At 71.9% G+C, this 17,029-nt stretch carries 19 protein-coding genes; 7 read left to right on the forward strand and 12 right to left on the reverse strand.

Annotated features, from left to right (window positions below; all coding sequences use genetic code 11):
• Positions 1–122 precede the first annotated feature (122 nt).
• A complete protein-coding gene (locus tag M8542_RS06070) occupies positions 123–803 on the forward strand; it encodes an SGNH/GDSL hydrolase family protein (protein WP_257918999.1) in 681 nt (226 codons plus the stop codon).
• A 90-nt stretch (positions 804–893) separates the two neighbouring features.
• Here M8542_RS06070 and M8542_RS06075 read toward each other — a convergent pair whose 3' ends face one another.
• The 4 genes from M8542_RS06075 to M8542_RS06090 form a co-directional block, all read right to left on the reverse strand.
• A complete protein-coding gene (locus M8542_RS06075; protein ID WP_257919000.1) occupies positions 894–2,948 on the reverse strand; it encodes a M3 family metallopeptidase in 2,055 nt (684 codons plus the stop codon).
• A gap of 93 nt (positions 2,949–3,041) precedes the next feature.
• Positions 3,042–3,749, reverse strand: coding sequence for a histidine phosphatase family protein (locus M8542_RS06080; RefSeq protein WP_257919001.1), 708 nt, complete (start codon positions 3,747–3,749; stop codon positions 3,042–3,044).
• Between the two features lie 24 nt (positions 3,750–3,773).
• The gene (locus M8542_RS06085) at positions 3,774–4,616 is read right to left on the reverse strand and encodes an undecaprenyl-diphosphate phosphatase (protein ID WP_257919002.1); all 843 of its coding nucleotides are present in this window, start codon (positions 4,614–4,616) and stop codon (positions 3,774–3,776) included.
• Between the two features lies 1 nt (position 4,617).
• A complete protein-coding gene (locus tag M8542_RS06090; protein WP_257919003.1) occupies positions 4,618–5,655 on the reverse strand; it encodes an LLM class F420-dependent oxidoreductase in 1,038 nt (345 codons plus the stop codon).
• Between the two features lie 87 nt (positions 5,656–5,742).
• On the opposite strand from M8542_RS06090, the gene M8542_RS06095 reads away from it, so the two are divergent.
• The 3 genes from M8542_RS06095 to M8542_RS06105 all read left to right on the forward strand — a co-directional run bounded on the left by M8542_RS06095 (position 5,743) and on the right by M8542_RS06105 (position 8,034).
• Positions 5,743–6,711: an aldo/keto reductase gene (locus tag M8542_RS06095; RefSeq protein ID WP_257919004.1), complete on the forward strand. Its 969-nt coding sequence runs from the start codon at positions 5,743–5,745 to the stop codon at positions 6,709–6,711.
• 91 nt (positions 6,712–6,802) lie between these two features.
• Positions 6,803–7,813, forward strand: coding sequence for a YncE family protein (locus M8542_RS06100; RefSeq protein ID WP_257919005.1), 1,011 nt, complete (start codon positions 6,803–6,805; stop codon positions 7,811–7,813).
• Positions 7,810–8,034, forward strand: coding sequence for a DUF5703 family protein (locus tag M8542_RS06105; protein ID WP_257919006.1), 225 nt, complete (start codon positions 7,810–7,812; stop codon positions 8,032–8,034). Before M8542_RS06100 ends, M8542_RS06105 begins: the two co-directional genes overlap by 4 nt.
• On the opposite strand, the gene M8542_RS06110 is transcribed toward M8542_RS06105, so the two are convergent.
• Genes M8542_RS06110 through M8542_RS06135 form a run of 6 tightly spaced genes read right to left on the reverse strand, consistent with a single transcriptional unit; the run spans position 8,023 to position 12,806 of the window.
• Positions 8,023–8,556, reverse strand: coding sequence for a GNAT family N-acetyltransferase (locus tag M8542_RS06110; protein ID WP_257919007.1), 534 nt, complete (start codon positions 8,554–8,556; stop codon positions 8,023–8,025). The genes M8542_RS06105 and M8542_RS06110 overlap by 12 nt on opposite strands.
• On the reverse strand, positions 8,553–9,275 hold the full coding sequence (locus M8542_RS06115) for an SRPBCC family protein (protein ID WP_257919008.1): 723 nt from the start codon (positions 9,273–9,275) through the stop codon (positions 8,553–8,555). Before M8542_RS06115 ends, M8542_RS06110 begins: the two co-directional genes overlap by 4 nt.
• Positions 9,265–9,864, reverse strand: coding sequence for an ArsR/SmtB family transcription factor (locus M8542_RS06120; protein ID WP_257919009.1), 600 nt, complete (start codon positions 9,862–9,864; stop codon positions 9,265–9,267). The genes M8542_RS06115 and M8542_RS06120 overlap by 11 nt, the downstream gene beginning before the upstream one ends.
• Before the next feature lie 31 nt (positions 9,865–9,895).
• Positions 9,896–10,789, reverse strand: coding sequence for an alpha/beta fold hydrolase (locus M8542_RS06125; RefSeq protein ID WP_257919010.1), 894 nt, complete (start codon positions 10,787–10,789; stop codon positions 9,896–9,898).
• Positions 10,789–12,111, reverse strand: coding sequence for a M20/M25/M40 family metallo-hydrolase (locus M8542_RS06130; protein ID WP_257919011.1), 1,323 nt, complete (start codon positions 12,109–12,111; stop codon positions 10,789–10,791). Before M8542_RS06130 ends, M8542_RS06125 begins: the two co-directional genes overlap by 1 nt.
• Before the next feature lie 41 nt (positions 12,112–12,152).
• A complete protein-coding gene (locus M8542_RS06135) occupies positions 12,153–12,806 on the reverse strand; it encodes a GntR family transcriptional regulator (protein ID WP_257919012.1) in 654 nt (217 codons plus the stop codon).
• Positions 12,807–12,922: 116 nt separating this feature from the next.
• Between M8542_RS06135 and M8542_RS06140 the strand changes: the two genes are divergently transcribed.
• From M8542_RS06140 to M8542_RS06150, 3 genes are read left to right on the forward strand one after another with little or no spacing between them, the layout of a single operon-like run.
• On the forward strand, positions 12,923–13,678 hold the full coding sequence (locus M8542_RS06140; protein ID WP_257919013.1) for an HpcH/HpaI aldolase family protein: 756 nt from the start codon (positions 12,923–12,925) through the stop codon (positions 13,676–13,678).
• A complete protein-coding gene (locus tag M8542_RS06145; protein ID WP_257919014.1) occupies positions 13,675–14,997 on the forward strand; it encodes an MFS transporter in 1,323 nt (440 codons plus the stop codon). Before M8542_RS06140 ends, M8542_RS06145 begins: the two co-directional genes overlap by 4 nt.
• Positions 14,994–15,785 (forward strand): carbon-nitrogen hydrolase family protein, encoded by a 792-nt coding sequence (locus M8542_RS06150; protein ID WP_257919015.1) that lies wholly within the window; start codon positions 14,994–14,996, stop codon positions 15,783–15,785. Before M8542_RS06145 ends, M8542_RS06150 begins: the two co-directional genes overlap by 4 nt.
• Here M8542_RS06150 and M8542_RS06155 read toward each other — a convergent pair.
• Both M8542_RS06155 and M8542_RS06160 read right to left on the reverse strand, forming a co-directional pair.
• Positions 15,782–16,549 (reverse strand): enoyl-CoA hydratase-related protein, encoded by a 768-nt coding sequence (locus M8542_RS06155; RefSeq protein WP_257919016.1) that lies wholly within the window; start codon positions 16,547–16,549, stop codon positions 15,782–15,784. The two genes, M8542_RS06150 and M8542_RS06155, sit on opposite strands and share 4 nt — an antisense overlap.
• Entirely contained in the window at positions 16,546–17,019 is a 474-nt protein-coding gene (locus tag M8542_RS06160) for a thioesterase family protein (RefSeq protein WP_257919017.1), read from the reverse strand. Before M8542_RS06160 ends, M8542_RS06155 begins: the two co-directional genes overlap by 4 nt.
• Positions 17,020–17,029: the final 10 nt, after the last annotated feature.

Consider the following 17,029-nt stretch of genomic DNA (forward strand, 5'->3'; position numbering starts at 1 on the left):
ACGTTAGCCGTCGCAAGCCACCTTGGCAACAACCACGACCTGACACCCCTCAGCCGGCGATGCCAGCACAGTGCCAGCCCGACGTGCGCACCCCACCAGCCACGCCCACCAAGCTCGCCCCCATGACGATCACCCTCGAACCCCACAGCACCGTGCTCTTCACCGGCGACTCGATCACCGACCTCTGGCGCCCCGACGGCGAAGACCGCTGCGGCTACCCGGCCCTCGCCGCCGGCCACTGGTGCTTCCGCCACCCCGACCGGCCCATCACCTGGCGCAACACCGGACACGCCGGCGACACCGTCCCCGACCTCGAAGCCCGCTGGCGCACCGACGTCCTCGACACCCACCCCGACGTCGTGTCCATCCTCGTCGGCGTCAACGACAACGGCCGGCACACCTTCGCCCCGAACACCCCCGCGACCTCCACCGACGAGTTCGCGGCCGGCTACGACCGCCTGCTCACCCCACTCGCCGACACGGGCACCCAACTGATCCTCATCGAACCGTTCCTCCTACCGGTCACCGGAGTCGTCCAAGCCGGAATCCACCGCGGAGACAGCGAAGAAGCCGTCCTCATCGACGACGCCGTACGCGAGGAATGGCGCGCCCGGCTCGACCCGAAGATCGACGCCGTCCGCGAGCTCGCCTCGCGGTACGACGCGCACCTGCTCGCCGCGGACCGCATGTTCGCCGAGCTGGCCGCGGCCGACGAACCGGAACGCTGGTCCGAAGACGGCGTGCACCCCACCCCGGCCGGCCACGCCGCTCTCGCGGACGCCTGGCTGAAGCTGGTCGCCTAGTCTTTGCGGTCTTTTGAGCATGGGCAACGCACCGCGGGCCGGGTTTTTCGAAACCCGGCCCGCGGTATAGGGCGTTATACAGTTGAGAAATCAGACTCCGTTGAGGCCGCGGCGAACCAGGAGGGCTTCGATCTCGGGGTCGCGGCCGCGGAAGCTCCGGAAGGCGTCCATCGGGTCGATGGATCCGCCCCGGCCGAGGAGGGTGCGGCGGAAGTGGTCGCCGTTCTCGCGGGTCAGTCCCCCGCTCTCGCGGAACCACTGGACCGTGTCGGCGTCGAGGACTTCGCTCCAGATGTAGGAGTAGTACCCCGCGCTGTAGCCGCCGCTGAAGATGTGGGCGAAGTAGGTGGTGCGGTAACGCGGCGGGATCGCCTCGACCGCGACGCCGGCCTTCACGAGCGCGTCGGTCTCGAAGCGCTGGACCTCTTCCACGCGGTCGTCGACGCCGAGGCGGTGCCACGCCTGGTCGAGCAGGGAAGCCGCGAGGTACTCGGTCGTGGAGAAGCCTTCGCCGTACTGCTGGGCGGCGAGGAGCTTCTCGACCTGGGCCTGCGGCAGCGCCTCGCCGGTCTCGTGGTGCTTGGCGTAGTTGGCCAGCACCTCGGGCCAGAGCATCCACATCTCGTTGACCTGGGACGGGTACTCGACGAAGTCACGCGGCACGTTGGTGCCGGAGAACGTCGGGTACCGGACCGACGAAAGCAGCGCGTGCAGGGCGTGCCCGAACTCGTGGAACGCCGTGACGACCTCGTCGAAGGTCAGCAGGGTCGGCTCCCCCGCCGGCGGACGGCTGACGTTGAGCACGTTGACCACGACGGTCTTGCGGTCCAGCAGCGCCGACTGGTCGACGAAGGTGTTCATCCAGGCGCCGCCGCGCTTGGCGTCGCGGGTGTAGAGGTCGAGCAGGTACAGCCCGAGCGGGGTGCCGTCGGCGTCGAACACCTCGAAGGTCCGGACCTCCGGGTGGTACTTCGGGAGGTCCGGGCGCTCGGTGAAGGTGAGCCCGTACAGCTTGGTGGCGGCGAAGAAGACACCGTCGGCGTACACGCGGTCGGCTTCGAAGTACGGCCGCAGGGCTTCGGTGTCGACGTCGAAGCGCTCACGGCGGACCTGCGCGGCGTAGTACGGCCAGTCCGACGGCCGCAGCGTCGCCCCCGGCACGTCGGCCTCCAGCAGCTGCTGCAGCTCGGCGGCTTCGGTGCGGGCGTTGGCGACCGCGGCCGGCGCCAGCCGCTCGAGCAGACCGGCCGCGGCTTCGGCCGTCTTCGCCGTCTCGTCCGCGATGACGTACGCCGCGTGGTTCGGGTAGCCGAGCAACGCGGCCCGTTCCGCCCGCAGGTGCGCGATCTCCGCGACGAGCGCGTTGTTGTCGTAGTCGTTGCCGCGGTTGCCCCGCGCCATCGACGCGGTGTGGATCCGCGCCCGGATTTCGCGGTCGCTCAACGTCTCCAGCGGCGACGCCTGGCTCGTCGGCAGGGTCAGGGTGAGCACGTACTTGCCGTCTTCACCGCGGGCCGACGCCGCTTCGGCCGCGGTGGCGACCGCGCCGTCGCCGAAGCCCGCGAGCTCCGCCCGGTCTTCGATGACGACGGCCAGCTCGTTGGTGTCCTTGAGCAGGTTCTGCTGGAACTTCGTCTGCAGCGTGGACAGCTGCCCGTTCAGCTCCCGCAGGCGGGCCTGCTCCGCCTCGCCGAGCCCGGCGCCCGCGCGGCTGAAGTCGAGGTGCCGCCGCTCCAGCAGCCGCCTCGACTCCTCGTCCAGGCCCAGCTCCCCGCGCCGCGCGTGCAGGGCGTCGATGCGGGCGAACAGCTTCGGGTTCAGGTGGATGGCGTCGTGGTGGGCGGCCAGCTTCGGCGCGAACTCCGCCTGGATGGCCTGGATCTCGTCGGTGCTGGTCGACCCGGACAGGTTGTAGAACACGCTCGCCACGCGGCTCAGCAGCTCGCCGGCGCGCTCGAGGGCCACGACGGTGTTCTCGAACGTCGGCTCGGCGTCCTGCGTGGCGATCTGCTCGATCTCCGCCGCGTGCTCGGCCAGCCCGGCCTCGAACGCGGGCCGGTAGTGCTCGTCGGCGATCCGGTCGAACGGCGGCAGGGCGTAGGGCAGTTCGCTGGGTGCGGCGAACGGGTTGTCCGGCGAAATCATCGGGGCAGGCTCCTGATCGGGTGCAACACTCGGTCCCGCCACCCTACGTGGTCCACCGGTGCCGATGTCAGCGCTTTCCGGAGGTGGCCAAGCTCACCGGCCGGTGGTACCGCCCACGACGGCGTCGCTGCTCGAAGCCGCCTTCCTGCCCCGCTTCGGCTTCGGCTCGGGCGGCACGATGCCCCGCAGGTCGCCGCCGTGGTCGTTGACCCGCATGACGAACGGCCGCGTCTCGGTGTAGCGCACGACCGAGATCGACGCCGGGTCGACGACGATCCGCTGGAACGCGTCGAGGTGCTGCCCGAGGGCGTCGGCGAGGATCGACTTGATCACGTCGCCGTGACTGCACAGCAGCCAGACGGCGTGGTCGCCGTGCTCGGCGGTGATCCGCCGGTCGTGCGCGCGGACCGCGGCCACCGACCGCGCCTGCATCGCCGCGAGCCCCTCGCCGCCCGGGAACACCGCCGCCGAGGCGTGCGCCTGGACGACCCGCCAGAGCGGCTCCTTGGCGAGGTGCTTGAGCTCCTTGCCGGTCCAGTCGCCGTAGTCCACTTCGGACAACCCGGGCTCGACGACCTTCTCGAGCCCGCGCGCGGCGGCCAGCGGCCCGACCGTCTGCTTGCACCGCAGCATCGGCGAGACGACGAGCCCCGACAGGGGCACGCCCTCCAGCCGCTCGACCAGCTTCTCCGCCTGGGCGCGGCCCGTGTCGTCGAGGTTGACCTTCGGCGACCGCCCGGCCAGGATCCCCGATCCGTTGGCCGTCGACTTGCCGTGCCTGAGCAGAATGACCGTACTCACACGCCCCACCCTACGTGGCGGCGATCAGTGGCTGACCGGGCCCGCGTTCGGGTCGAGCACCCCGGTGAAGATCAGCACGAACAGCAGCACGCCGAGCACCAGCCGGTAGACCACGAACGGCACGAAGCTGCGCTTCTTGATGTAGGCCATCAGCCAGGCGATCACCGCGTAGCCGACACCGAAGGCGACCAGCGTCGCGAGGATCGTCGGGCCCCACTGGGCCGGCACGCCGCCCGAGCCGATGTCCTTGAGCTTGTACACCCCCGAGCCGAACACCGCCGGCAGCGCCAGCAGGAACGAGTACTCCGCCGCCTCCGCGCGGGTGTAGCCCAGCAGCAGGCCCGCACTGGTCGTGCCGCCCGAGCGGGACACGCCGGGGATCAGCGCCAGCGCCTGCGCGAAGCCGAAGCCGAGGCCGTGCGGCACCGTCAGGTGATCCAGCGTCCGCTCCTGCTTCCCGACGCGGTCGGCGTAGAGCAGGATCAGGCCGAACACGATCAGCACGGTCGCGGTGATCCGCAGGTCGCGGAAGGCGCTGTCGATCTGGTCCTGCAGCAGCAGGCCGAGCACCACGATCGGCAGCGAGCCGACGATGATCAGCCAGCCGAGGCGGGCGTCCGGGTCCTGCCGCCACTCCTTCTGGTAGAGCGAGTAGAACCAGGCCTGCAGGATCCGGCCGATCTTCTTGCCGAAGTAGATGATCACCGCCAGCTCGGTGCCGATCTGCGTCACCGCGGTGAACGCCGCGCCCGGATCGTCCCAGCCGACGAGCGCCGCGACGATCCGCAGGTGCGCGCTCGAAGAGATCGGCAGGAACTCCGTCAGGCCCTGGACCAGGCCCAGCACCAAGGCTTCGAACCAGCCCACGTCAGGCCACCCCCGCCAGCTCGAGCGCCTCGACGGCGGTGCGCAGGGCGCCGGCCGGCTCCGGTGTGAAGGGCGACACCGACAGGGTCGTCACGCCGGCTTCGGCGAATTGGGTCATCTTCTCCGCGATCCGTTCCTTCGGACCCAGCAGCGACGTCGCGTCGAGGAACTCCAGCGGCACCGCCGCCATCGCCCCGGCGCGGTCGCCCGCCAGGTATTTCTCCTGCACGTCGGCGGCTTCGGCCGCGAAGCCCATCCGGCAGGCCAGCTGGTTGTAGAAGTTCTTCTCCCGGCTGCCCATGCCGCCGAGGTAGAGCGCCGCGTAACCGCGGACAGCGTCCGCGCACACCTTCCAGTCGTCCCCCGGGACGAGCGGCACGGTCGGGGCGACGTCGTAGCCGTCCAGGGTGCGGCCGGCCCGCTCGGCGCCGGCCCGCAGCTGCGCCAGCTGCTCCCCCGCGTGCGCCGGCGAGAAGAACACCGGCAGCCAGCCGTCGGCGATCTCGCCGGTCAGCTCCAGGTTCTTCGGGCCGATCGCGGCCAGGTAGAGCGGGATGTGCTTGCGCGCGGGCCGGACGGTCAGCCGCAGCGCCTTGCCCGGGCCGTCCGGCAGCGGCAGCGTGAAGTGCTCCCCTTCGAACTTGACCCGCTCCCGCCGCAGCGCCGAGCGCACGATCGAGGCGTACTCGCGGGTGCGGCCCAGCGGCGAGGTGAACCGCACGCCGTGCCAGCCCTCGGACACCTGCGGACCGGACACCCCCAGCCCGAGCCGGAACCGGCCGCCGGAGAGCGTGTCGAGGGTGGCGGCGGTCATCGCGGTCATCGCCGGGGTCCGGGCCGGGATCTGCAGCACGGCGGCGCCGACGTCGATCCGCGACGTGTGCGCCGCGACCCAGGTCAGCACGGTCACGGCGTCCGAGCCGTACGCCTCCGCGGCCCACACCACGGCGTAGCCCAGTTCGTCCGCTTGCTTGGCCAGCTCCAGGTTCGCGGGGTCGTTCCCCGCTCCCCAGTAGCCGAGATTCAGTCCGAGTCGCACGGGGCCAGACCCTAACGGGGGCCGTTGTGGGCGACACGACTCACCTTGGTCAGGTTCGCGAGCGGTCGCCCACTAGGCTCGGCGGTCGTGGAAAAGCGACTGCTCGGCCGGTCGGGACTGCGTGTCTCGCGGATGGCGCTCGGCACCATGACCTGGGGTGGCGACACCGACGCGGAAGAGGCGGCCGGCCAGCTGGTCGCTTTCGTCGACGCCGGGGGCACCCTGGTGGACACGGCCGACATCTACGGCGAGGGCGAGAGCGAGCGGGTCCTCGGTTCGCTGCTCGGTGACCTGGTGCCCCGCGACGACGTCGTCCTCGCCACCAAGGCCGTCGCCCGCCGCACCGACGGCCCCTTCGGCGGCGGCGCCTCCCGGGGCGCGCTGCTCACCGCGCTCGAGGGCTCGCTGAAGCGGCTGGGCACCGACCACGTCGACCTCTGGCAGCTGCACGCCTGGGACTCCTGCGTGCCGATCGCCGAGACGCTCGCCGCGCTCGAGTACGCCGTGACCACCGGCAAGGCCCGCTACGTCGGCGTCTCGAACTACGCGGGCTGGCAGCTGGCCACGGCCGCCGCCGGCGCCGCCGCGGTCGCCCCGATCGTCTCCACCCAGGTCGAGTACTCGCTCCTGGAGCGCGGGGTGGACCGCGAGGTCGTGCCCGCCGCCGAGCACCACGGCATCGGCCTGCTGCCCTGGGCGCCCCTGGGCCGCGGCGTGCTGACCGGCAAGTACCGCACTGGCACCCCGGCGGACTCGCGCGGCGCGAACAGCGCGTACGCCGGTTACGTCGAGCACCACCGCACCGACCGGGCCGCCCGCATCGTGCAGGCGGTGGCCACCGCGGCCGACGGGCTGGGCACGTCACCGCTGGCGGTGGCGCTGGCCTGGGTCCGCGACCGGCCCGGCGTGGTCGCGCCGGTGGTGGGCGCGCGGGACACCGGCCAGCTGACCGGGTCACTGACGGCGGAGGAGATCACCTTGCCGCCGGCCATTCGCTCGGCGCTCGACGACGTCAGCGCCATCGAGGTCGGCTACCCGGAGCGCTGGCCGCGCTAGGTGTCTGTTGGGTGACATGCACGTGACGGCAAGACGATCGTGGAGGATGCTGGTGGAGACCGTCCGTCGAGGGACACCTGGAGGCCGCAACGTGCGTCGGTTCGCCGCCGTGTCGTGGATCGCGATCCCGCTCGCCGGTGCGCTGGTGCTCTCGGGCTGCTCGTCGGCCAAGACCGACAACAGCGACGAGCTGCAGATCGTCGCGAACCCTGTCGCGGCGAAGCCGGTCGTCTCCCCCGCGGTGAGCGTGAAGCCCGCCGGTCAGGTGCTCGCCACCGGAGCGGTGTCGGCCCTCGCCGTGGCGCAGGGCACCTTGGTCGTGGCCCTCGCTCAGCCGCCTTCTTTGCAGCTGTACGACCTGAACGCGCTCGCGTCCCCGCCGGTGAATATGCCGTTATACGGCAAGGCGGAGAAGCTGACCGTGGCGCCGGGACGGGTCGAGATCGCCGAGCCCGCGCAGGGCGTGGTGCAGCAGCTGACCCTGCCGGACCGGAAGCTCACCGAGACGAAGACGGGCGGGCAGCCGGCGTCGAGCATCGCCTACGGCACCGACCGGCTGGTCGCGATGGGGGCGGCGAAGGACATCCAGGTGCTGCCGGCGGCGGGGCCGGCGCGGACGATCGGCGGGCAGCTCTACAGCGCCGACGACGTCATCGACACCGGGAAGGGTGTCGTGGTGCTGGACCGGCTGCGCACGGCCGTGTTCTCGGTCGACGTCGCGGCCGGGACGGTCGGCGAGGGCCTGCGCGCGGGCGACGGCGCGGCGAACGCGGTGGCCGACTCCTACGGGCGGGTGCTGGTGACCGACGCGCGGGCGGGCGCGCTGATCGCCTTCTCGGCGAACCCGCTGATCATGCGGCAGCGCTACCCGGTGCCCGGGGGCGCGTACGGGATCGCTTATGACGCGAAGCGGAGCCTGGCCTGGGTGACGCTGACGGAACGCAACGAAGTGGTCGGGTTCGACGTCCGTGGCGGCGAGCCTGTCGAGAAGTACCGGTTCCCCACCGTGCGCCAGCCGGACTCGGTCGGGGTGGACGACAGCAGCGGCCGCGTGATCGTCGGCTCGGCCGCCGGAGAAGGGACCCAGGTGATCCAGCCATGACAGCGGTCAGCGAGGCGGTGGTCGAAGGGGATTGGGAGTATCGCCGTCTGCACCTCCCCCCGGGTGTGTCCCGGCGTGCGGCGGCGACCCAGCTCTCCATCCACGCGGAGTTCGCGGGCTGGGAACTGCGCACGGTGCGGTTGTACGCCGACGGCACGCGGCGGGTGTGGCTGCGCCGGAAGCGGACGGCCCAGAGCCTGCCGGGCGCGCTACCGACCTGACCGCTTGATCTCGTATTCGACTTCGGTGTCGCCGTCGCCACCGGAGGCGAACTCGCGCACGAACGTCAACCCGGCGGCGGCCATCGTCGCGCGCGACGCGGTGTTCCCGGCCGCGGTCTGCGCGAAGACGCGGTCGAGGCCGAGGTCGGCGAAGCCGTAGCGGATCAGCCGGCGCGCGCCTTCGACGGCGTAGCCGCGACGCCAGCGGTCGCGCCGGAGCCGGAACCCGAGATCGGCTTCGCCCGCAACGGGCGGCTGGTCGGGTCCGTGCGGTGGCCTCAGCAGCCACCAGCCGACGAAGCCGGTCCCGGCGAGACCGGCCCAGTACCCGAGTCCCTCCCCCGCGGCGGCCAGCCGGCGCTCGTGCGCGGCTTCCGCCTCGGCCCTCGTCAACGCGCGACCGCCCAGGTGCTTCAGCACCTCGGGATCGGCGTCCAGCTCGACCGCCGCCTCGAGGTGCGCTCCGGTCAGCGGCACCAGCGTCAGCCGCTCGGTGTGCAGGACGGGCTGGTCGGCGGTCACCCGAACACGCGGTTCAGCCAGCCGGTCCACACTTTCTCCTCCGCCGCGGCGTCCGCGTCCGGTGCGAAGAGGTGGTGGGACGCGACCATCGGGCCGTGGAAGCCCCGCAGGAACCGGATCATCGCGTCCGCGGTCCGGATCCCCACCGCCTGGTCGTTCACCGCGTAGACGACGCCGCCGAGCGAGACCCGGTCGCCCTCGGCGGGCCGTGCGGCCAACCCCAGCTCCGCACCCAGCCGCGCCCACGCGACGTCCCAGTCCGCCACCGGCGGGCCGAACGCCGTGACCGGCACCGCCGGCCGCCCGGCGAAGTGCGTCACGTACTCGACCAGGGTGCGGAAGAACATCGCGCCGCCGGTGGTCATCGCTTCGAACTCGTCCTCCCAGTCGTCGCCCGGGAGGAAGCCGCTGGTCACGCAGCGGACCACCGAACTGCCGCCGTCGCGGCCCTCGATGAGGAACTCGTAGGCGATCGCACGCCCGTCCGGCGCGGGGTCGCTGCCGTAGACGAGCTTCTCCAGCGGGTCCCACTCGCGGATCCGGTACTCCGGCTCGTAGCCGCCGAACGCGCCGCGGATCACCCCGCCCGTGCCGCCCTCGACCTCGTTGCGGCCCATGAACCACGAGTCGATGCCCGGCCCGGTGGCGATGGCCGCCCAGACCTGCTCCGGCGTCGCGTCGACCTCGGAAGCTTCGGTCAGCTCGAACTCATGCCCCATCGACGGGCTCCTCGGGGATGCTCGGGTGGACGGCCACGACCACCCGGTGCGGGCGGCCCTTCTCGGCGGTTTCGTCGTGGTACTTCGCGACCAGGGTCGTGACGGCGGTGGCGAGCTCCTCGGCGAACGCGGCCCGGTCGGCGGCGGAGGCGAACCGCACCTCGCCGTCGAGGGCGAAGGTCGCCACGCGTTGCTTGGCCTTCGCGGCCCCGGTGATCAGGATGCCGACGTCGCGCACCAGCCGCCCGGCGACGGCCAGCAGCCAGCGGGCCGAGAGCCGGTCGGGCGACTGCGCCGGGTCCGGCTGCACCGCGCCCAGCGCGGCCGGCGAGATGACGTACGACGACGCCGTCGCCCGCATCATCCGCTCGGTCACGTTGCCCTTGCGCCGCTCCTCGACCAGCTCCACCAGTCCGTGCGCCTCCAGCGCCCGCAGGTGGTAGTTGACCTTCTGGCGCGGCAGGCCGACGCGCCCGGCGAGCATCGTCGCGGACGCCGGCTCGGCCAGTTCGGCCAGCAGCCGGGCGCGGATCGGGTCCAGCGACACCTCGGCCGCGGCCGGGTCTTCGATCACCGCCACGGAGAACATGTGCCCAGCATCCAGCCGAACACAGAAGTTGTCAAGAACGCTCGTCTTGTCGGTAGCTCGCGTTGACCAGCGCGACCACCCGCGGCAGCACCTGCGCCGCCGCCTCCAGCGGCACGACGTGCCCGACGCCCGGCAGCACCACGGCCGTCCCGTTCTCGAGCCCGCCGACCCACTGCTCGACGTCGGCCGCGCGCACGATCCGGTCCCGCTCCCCCACGATCGCCGTCACCGGAACGCCGCCGACCTGCGACAACGCCGCGTCCCTCGCGTAAGCGTCCAGCGCGGGCCGGAACAGCGACACCGTGTGCGGCCAGTTGCCGCGGATCATCTTCACGGTCAGCTCGACCAGGTCCGGCTCCGGGTCGTCGCCGAAGAGCCACCAGCGCAGGCCCGCGCTCACCGCCCGGCTCGTGTGCTCGCGCACGACGCCGTAGAGCTTCGAGCCGAGCACCGCTTCGAGGTCGCGGGCCAGCTTGCCCAGCGCGTTCGGCCAGGTCGCCGACACCTCGGTGGCCAGCGTGCCCGACGACGTCGCGAGCAGCGCCAAGCCCGACACGCGCGCGGCGAACAGCTCCGCGCGCCGCTGGGACAGCGACATGATCGCCAGGCCACCCATGTCGTGCCCGACCAGCACCACCCGCCCGGCCGGGACTTCGCGCTCGAGCAGCTCGGCGAGGTCGTCGCCGAGCTGCGCCATGGTCGCGGTGCCGCGGCGCGCCCGCCCGGACCCGCCGTGGCCGCGCTGGTCGTAGGTCAGCACGGCCACCGGCCCGTCGGCGGCGTCCGGCACCAGCGGCGCGATCCGGCCCCAGCTGCGCTGGTCGAGCGCGTAGCCGTGGACGAACACCACGGTCACCGGCGCGCCCGGGTCGCCCCTGCGCACCACCTGCAGGGACGTGCCGTCGGCGAGCGCGAACGCGGTCATCAGCTGGTGCGCAGGAACCGGTCCAGCACGCGGGTGCCGAACTTCAGCGCCTCGACCGGGACGCGCTCGTCGACGCCGTGGAACAGCGCCGAGAAGTCGAGGTCGGCCGGCAGCTTGAGCGGCGCGAAGCCGAAGTTCCGGATGCCGAGGTCCTGGAAGGACTTCGCGTCGGTGCCGCCGGAAAGCATGTACGGCAACGTCTTCGCGCCCGGGTCCTCGGCCAGCACGGCGGCGGTCATGGCGTCGACGAGCGCGCCGTCGAAGGTCGTCTCCACCGGCGGGAGCTCCATCCACTCCTTCTCGATGTCCGGGCCGAGCAGCTCGTCGAGCTCGCGGTCGAAGGCCTCCAGGCGGCCCGGCAGGATGCGGCAGTCGACCGCGGCTTCGGCGACCGACGGGATGACGTTCGACTTGTACCCGGCGGTGAGCATGGTCGGGTTGGCCGTGTCGCGCAGGGTCGCGCCGATCATCCGGGAGATGTTGCCCAGCTTGGCGACCGAGCCCTCGAGGTCGTCTTCGGGGAAGTCCCAGCCGGTGATCTCGGTGACGCCGGCGAGGAACTCCTTCACCGAGTCGGTCAGCACCAGTGGGAAGCGGTGGTTGCCGAGCTTGGCGACGGCTTCGGACAGCTTCGTGACCGCGTTGTCGCGGTGGATCATCGAGCCGTGCCCGGCGGTGCCGCGCACGCGCAGCTTCATCCAGCGGATGCCCTTTTCGGCGGTCTCGATCAGGTACGCGCGGACGTCGTCCTTGAGCGTGATCGAGAAGCCGCCGACCTCACTGATCGCCTCGGTGACACCCTCGAACAGCTCGGGCCGGTTCTCGACGAGCCACTGCGCGCCGTACTTGCCGCCGGCCTCTTCGTCGGCGACGAAGGCGAAGACGAGGTCGCGCGGCGGCACGACGTTGTTCAGCTTGTAGTGCCGGGCCAGCGCGAGCGCCATCCCGCACATGTCCTTCATGTCGACCGCGCCGCGGCCCCAGACGTAGTCGTCCTGGATCGCGCCGGAGAACGGGTGGACCGACCACTCCGACGGGTCGGCGGGCACGACGTCGAGGTGGCCGTGGATGAGCAGCCCGCCCCGGGACCGGTCGGCGCCTTCGAGCCGCACGATGACGTTGTGCCGGTTCTTCCCGCCCGACTCGACGTAGGTGATCTCGTAGCCGGCGTCGGTCAGCTTCTCCGCAACGTACTCGGCCGCGGCCCGCTCGCCGACCAGCGTGTCGGGGTCGCCGGTGTTGGTCGTGTCGATGCGGATGAGCTCGCTGGTCAGCGTGACGGCCTCGGCCGCGGCGGCTTCGATGGTGTTCGGTTCGGTCACCGGCCATTCCTATCATTCGCCGGGCCGGTACCGCCGTGTAGTCAGCCGCGGTCGAGCGCCGAGACCACCTCCGACACCGGACGCAGGTGCTGGTTCAGGATCCGCAGCGCCTCCTCGGCGTCGTGCGCGTCCAACGCCGCCGCCAGCGCCCGGTGCTCCGCGTCGATCACCGGCAGCCGCTCCGGGCGGGCCTCCATCGCGCGGACCGCGACCCTCTGCTGGCGCGAGCGCAGCGTGTCGTACAGCTCGGTCAGCACCGAGTTGCCCGCCGCGTTGACGATCGCGCGGTGGAACGAGCGGTCGAGCCCGGACACCGCGAACCAGTCGCGCGCCTGGCCGGCCCGCTCCATCTCGGCCATCAGGCCGGCCATCTCCGCCGGCGCGCCGGCCCGGGCCGCGCAGACCTCGGTGATCGCGTGGCCCTCGATCAGGCGGCGGCTCTGGTAGACCTCCTCCAGCTCGCGCGCGGTGACCGTGCGGACCTGGGCGCCCTTGCGCGGCAGCAGGCTGATGAAGCGCTCGGCCTCCAGGCGGTGGAACGCCTCGCGGACCGGGGTCCGGGACACGCCGACGACGCCCGACACCCAGTGCTCGTCCAGGAACCGGCCGCCTTCGAGCTCGCCCGCGATGATCCCGTCGCGCAGCCAGGCGTACACGCGCTCCCGGGCCGGGCCGGACGGTGCGCTGGTGGTCATGCCTCTCCCCTCGGTCGGAACCCAGCTTAGCGGCTGGACCGACAGATATCCATCGTGTATACACGGTGCACACAAAGACCGGAGCTACCGTCGTCAGTGCCGCAGGAGGTTCCCCGATGTCCCCAGTCCCCGCCGACCGGCGCTACGCCGTCTGGCTGTCCGACCCGTCGTTCGCGGCCGCCGAGATCGCCCGCGGCATCGGCTACGGCGCCGCGGTGCTCGACATCGAGCACGGCGCGTTCGACCTGGCCGACCTCGAGCGGTTCATCCCGTTCCTGCGCTCGATCGGCCTCGAAGTGCTCGCGAAGGTCCTCGGCCCGGAGCGCGGCCCGATCCAGCAGGCCCTCGACTTCGGCGCGGACGCCGTCGTCATCCCGCACGTCGAGAACGCGGCGCACGCCAAGGCCGTCACGGCGTTCGCGAAGTTCCCGCCGCTGGGTGACCGCAGCTTCGCCGGCGGGCGCACCACCGGTTACCGCGGCTTCAGCGACGAGTGGGTCACCGCGCAGGACCGCGGCACCCGCTGCCTGCCGATGATCGAGGACGCCGGCGCGATCGAGGACGTCGCCGAGATCCTGGCGCTGGACACAGTGGACGGTGTCTTCGTCGGGCCGTCCGACCTCTCGCTGCGTCGCGAACGGGGTGCCTACACCCGCGAGGAAGGCGACTTCGCCGATCTGAAGCGCGTCGCCGACGCCGCGCGCACCGCCGGCAAGCCGTGGGTGCTGCCCGCGTGGAGCCGCGAGGAGAAGGAGTTCGCCCTCGCCAACGGCGCCGGGCAGCTCGCCCTCACGATGCAGCACGGCGCGCTCGCCGCCGGCCTGACCGCGGCCTTCGAGGAGACCGCCTCACTCGCGAAGCAGGCGCAATGACGACCGCGGAGAAGACGAAGACCCGCACGGCGGGCCGCACGCGCTGGGCGATCGCCGGAGTGCTCGGCGTCGGGTCGTTCGTCAACTACGTCGACCGCGTCAACCTCTCCATCGCCGGCCCGGAGATGATGCGGGAGTTCCACCTCAGCGCGGCCCAGCTCGGCGTCGTCGCGTCGGCCTTCCTCTGGACGTACGCGGTCTTGCAGCTGCCGATCGGCGCGATCATCGACCGGATCGGCGTGCGCTGGGTGAACCGCGCGGCCGCGCTGCTGTGGGCGATCGCGTCGTTCCTGACCGCGGCGGCCGGCGGGCTCGGGCTGCTCATGGTGTCCCGGCTGGTGCTCGGCTTCGGCGAGGCGCCGACCATCCCGGCGGGCTGGAAGGCGATCGGCCAGTGGTTCCCGCGGTCCGAACGCGGCCGCGCCACGGCGATCTTCGACGGCTGCGCCAAGATCTCCAACGTCCTCGGCATCCCGGTGATGGCGTTCCTGGTGACGGCCTACGGCTGGCACGCCGCGTTCGTCTTCACCGGCATCCTCAGCATCGGCTACCTCCTGGTCTGGTGGCTGCTCTACCTGACGCCGAAGCAGGCCCTAGAACGCGGCCGCCTGTCCCCCGAGGAGTTCGCCTATCTGCGCGAAGGCGGCGCGGACGACGAAGACGCGCCCACGCCGAGTTCGCTGACCGGGCTCGGGCACTTGCTGCGCCGCCGCAAGACGTGGGGGCTCGCGCTCGGGTACGCGTCCTACACCTACGCCTACTACGTGCTGCTGACCTGGCTGCCCGGTTACCTGGAGAAGCAGTTCGGCGTGAAGCTGCTGGCCGGCGGCTTCTACACGATGATCCCGTGGCTGGTCGCGGTGCTCGCGCAGTTCCTCGTCGGCGGGATCGTGCTGGACCGGCTGATCGCCCGCACCGGCGACGAGACCAAGGCGCGGCGGATCGTGCTCGTCGTCAGCATGCTCGTTTCGCTGTCGGTCGCCGGTGCCGCCTACGCCGGGTCGGTCGCGGTGGCGCTGGTGTTCCTGTCGGTCGGCGCCGCCGGGCTGGCCGTTTCGGTGCCGGCCGGGTCCAGCATCGTCGCGGTCATCGCGCCCGAAGGCTGTTCGGGAACACTCGGCGGGCTGGTCAACTTCGTCGCCAACATGATCGGCATCGCCGCGCCGATCGTGACCGGCGCCGTCGTCGACGTGACCGGCTCGTTCGCCGGCGCGTTCCTCGTCACCGGCGTGGTGCTGCTCGCCGGGATCTTCTGCTACACGGTCGTGCTCGGCAAGCTCGACCGCATGCCCGCCGCTCCCCGGAAGGAACCCGCATGACGCACGTGGCCCTGGCGCAGTACGCGCCCGGCGAAGACAAGGCCGCCAACCTCGCGCTGATCACCAAGCTCGTCGCCGACGCGGCCGAGCGCGGCGCGCGGGTCGTGCTGCTGCCCGAGTACGCCATGTTCACCGCGCCCGCGATGGACCACCGGTTCGTCGACTCCGCCGAAGACCTCGACGGCGAGTTCGTGGCGGGCCTCCTCGCGCTCGCCGCCGAGCGGTGTGTCACGGTCGTCGGCGGCATGAACGAGCGCCTCGACGGCTCGCACATCTCGAACACCCTCGTCGCGGCCGGTCCCGGCGGTGTCAAGGCCCTGTACCGCAAGATCCACCTCTACGACGCCTTCGGCTTCCGCGAGTCCGACGTCGTGCGCGCCGGGGACATCACCGAACCGGAGACGTTCGAGGTCGACGGCGTCCGCTTCGGCCTCCAGACCTGCTACGACCTGCGCTTCCCGGAGGTCACGCGGCGGCTGGCCGACGCGGGCGCCGACGTCGTGCTGCTGCCGGCGGAGTGGGTGCCGGGGCCGCTCAAGGAGTACCACTGGAGCACGCTCGTCCGCGCTCGCGCGATCGAGAACACGCTCTACGTCGCCGCGGCGGGCCAGTCCGCGCCGACCGGGTCAGGTACGAGCATGCTCGTCGACCCGATGGGCGTGGTGGTCACCTCGCTCGGCGAGCAGACCGGTGTCGCCGTCGGGGAGGTGTCGCCGGAGCGGATCGCCGAGGTGCGGGCGAAGAACCCGGCGCTGGAGCTGCGGCGGTTCTCGGTGGTGCCCCGCTAGCGTCCGGTCCACTGTGGAGAACGGCGTTCGGCGAAGGCCCGCGGGCCTTCCCGGGCGTCGTCCGACCGCAGCACCTTTTCGTAGCCGGGCAGGCCCGAGCGCATCCGCGCGAAACCATCCTCAATGGACAGACCGGTGGTCGCCCGGCCGATCTCCTTGATCGCCGCGACCGCCAAGGGCGCCGACTCCGAGATCCGCGTGGCGAGTTCGACTGCGGCATCGACTTCGGTGCCACTCGGCACCACGCGGTTGACCAGGCCCCAGCGTGCCGCGTCGGCCGCAGTCAGGCGGTCACCGGTGAAGAGGAGTTCGTTCGCGATCGCCGCGGGTAAGCGTTTCGGCAGCCGGAGCACACCTCCGGAGTCCGGCACGATCCCCAGCCGGCACTCGGGCAACGCGAACTCGGCGTGCTCGGCCACGACGATCAAGTCCGCCGCCAGGGCCAGCTCGAAGCCACCGCCGAGGGCGAGCCCGTTGACCGCGGCGAGCACCGGCTTGTCGAGCGCGAAGAACTCGGTCAGCCCGGCGAAGCCGCCGTCGCCGTGGTCGGCGTCGACGCTCTCGTCCGCCTTGAGGTCCCAGCCGGCGGAGAAGAACCGCTCCCCCGCGCCCGTCACGATCCCGACCCGAGCCGAATCGTCGTCCCGCAGCCGCACGAAGGCGTCATACAGGGCTCGGCTCGTCGCGACGTCGATCGCGTTCGCCTTCGGCCGGTCGAGCGTGATCACCAGAACGGCGCCCGCCTGCGAAACACGTACGCTCATCGCGGGATCCCGATCGACCGGCCGGCGCCGTCCGGCCGCGCCAGCGGGGCGTGTGCCCGGGCGATGTCGGCGAGCTTCTCCCGCACCGCGTCCGGGATCGGCGCCGACCGCGCGGCGCCGATGTCGACGTGCACCAGCATCTGCTCGGCCGTGGCCAGCAGGCGGTCGTCGGCTTCGGCGACGACCCGGTGGAAGAAGTGGACGCGCTTCGTATCGTGGTCGAGCAGCTGGAGCGTGCAGCGCAGCCGGTCGCCCTCGGCGGCCTCGCCGAGGTGCCGCAGGTGGGTCTCGACGGTGTAGAGCGAGTGGCCCGTGGCGCGGTAGGCGTCGTCGATGCCGATCAGCCGGAAGAAGGCGTCGGAGTTGTCGCCGACGGCTTCGAGGTAGCGGGACTCGCTCATGTGGCCGTTGTAGTCGACCCACTCCGGCGGCACGCGGGTCCGGAACAGGCAGAGCGGTGCGTCGATCATCGGCGATCAC

Origin of the sequence: Amycolatopsis iheyensis (assembly GCF_024703995.1) — a bacterium.
Taxonomy (GTDB): domain Bacteria; phylum Actinomycetota; class Actinomycetes; order Mycobacteriales; family Pseudonocardiaceae; genus Amycolatopsis; species Amycolatopsis iheyensis.

Bases quoted from the DNA above. Each gene is read 5' to 3' on its own strand.
- M8542_RS06070 (WP_257918999.1), top strand. From the start codon at position 123: ATGACGATCACCCTCGAACCCCACAGCACCGTGCTCTTCACCGGCGAC.
- M8542_RS06075 (WP_257919000.1), bottom strand. From the start codon at position 2,948: ATGATTTCGCCGGACAACCCGTTCGCCGCACCCAGCGAACTGCCCTAC.
- M8542_RS06105 (WP_257919006.1), top strand. From the start codon at position 7,810: ATGACAGCGGTCAGCGAGGCGGTGGTCGAAGGGGATTGGGAGTATCGC.
- M8542_RS06115 (WP_257919008.1), bottom strand. From the start codon at position 9,275: ATGGGGCATGAGTTCGAGCTGACCGAAGCTTCCGAGGTCGACGCGACG.
- M8542_RS06120 (WP_257919009.1), bottom strand. From the start codon at position 9,864: ATGTTCTCCGTGGCGGTGATCGAAGACCCGGCCGCGGCCGAGGTGTCG.
- M8542_RS06125 (WP_257919010.1), bottom strand. From the start codon at position 10,789: ATGACCGCGTTCGCGCTCGCCGACGGCACGTCCCTGCAGGTGGTGCGC.
- M8542_RS06135 (WP_257919012.1), bottom strand. From the start codon at position 12,806: ATGACCACCAGCGCACCGTCCGGCCCGGCCCGGGAGCGCGTGTACGCC.
- M8542_RS06140 (WP_257919013.1), top strand. From the start codon at position 12,923: ATGTCCCCAGTCCCCGCCGACCGGCGCTACGCCGTCTGGCTGTCCGAC.
- M8542_RS06145 (WP_257919014.1), top strand. From the start codon at position 13,675: ATGACGACCGCGGAGAAGACGAAGACCCGCACGGCGGGCCGCACGCGC.
- M8542_RS06150 (WP_257919015.1), top strand. From the start codon at position 14,994: ATGACGCACGTGGCCCTGGCGCAGTACGCGCCCGGCGAAGACAAGGCC.
- M8542_RS06155 (WP_257919016.1), bottom strand. From the start codon at position 16,549: ATGAGCGTACGTGTTTCGCAGGCGGGCGCCGTTCTGGTGATCACGCTC.
- M8542_RS06160 (WP_257919017.1), bottom strand. From the start codon at position 17,019: ATGATCGACGCACCGCTCTGCCTGTTCCGGACCCGCGTGCCGCCGGAG.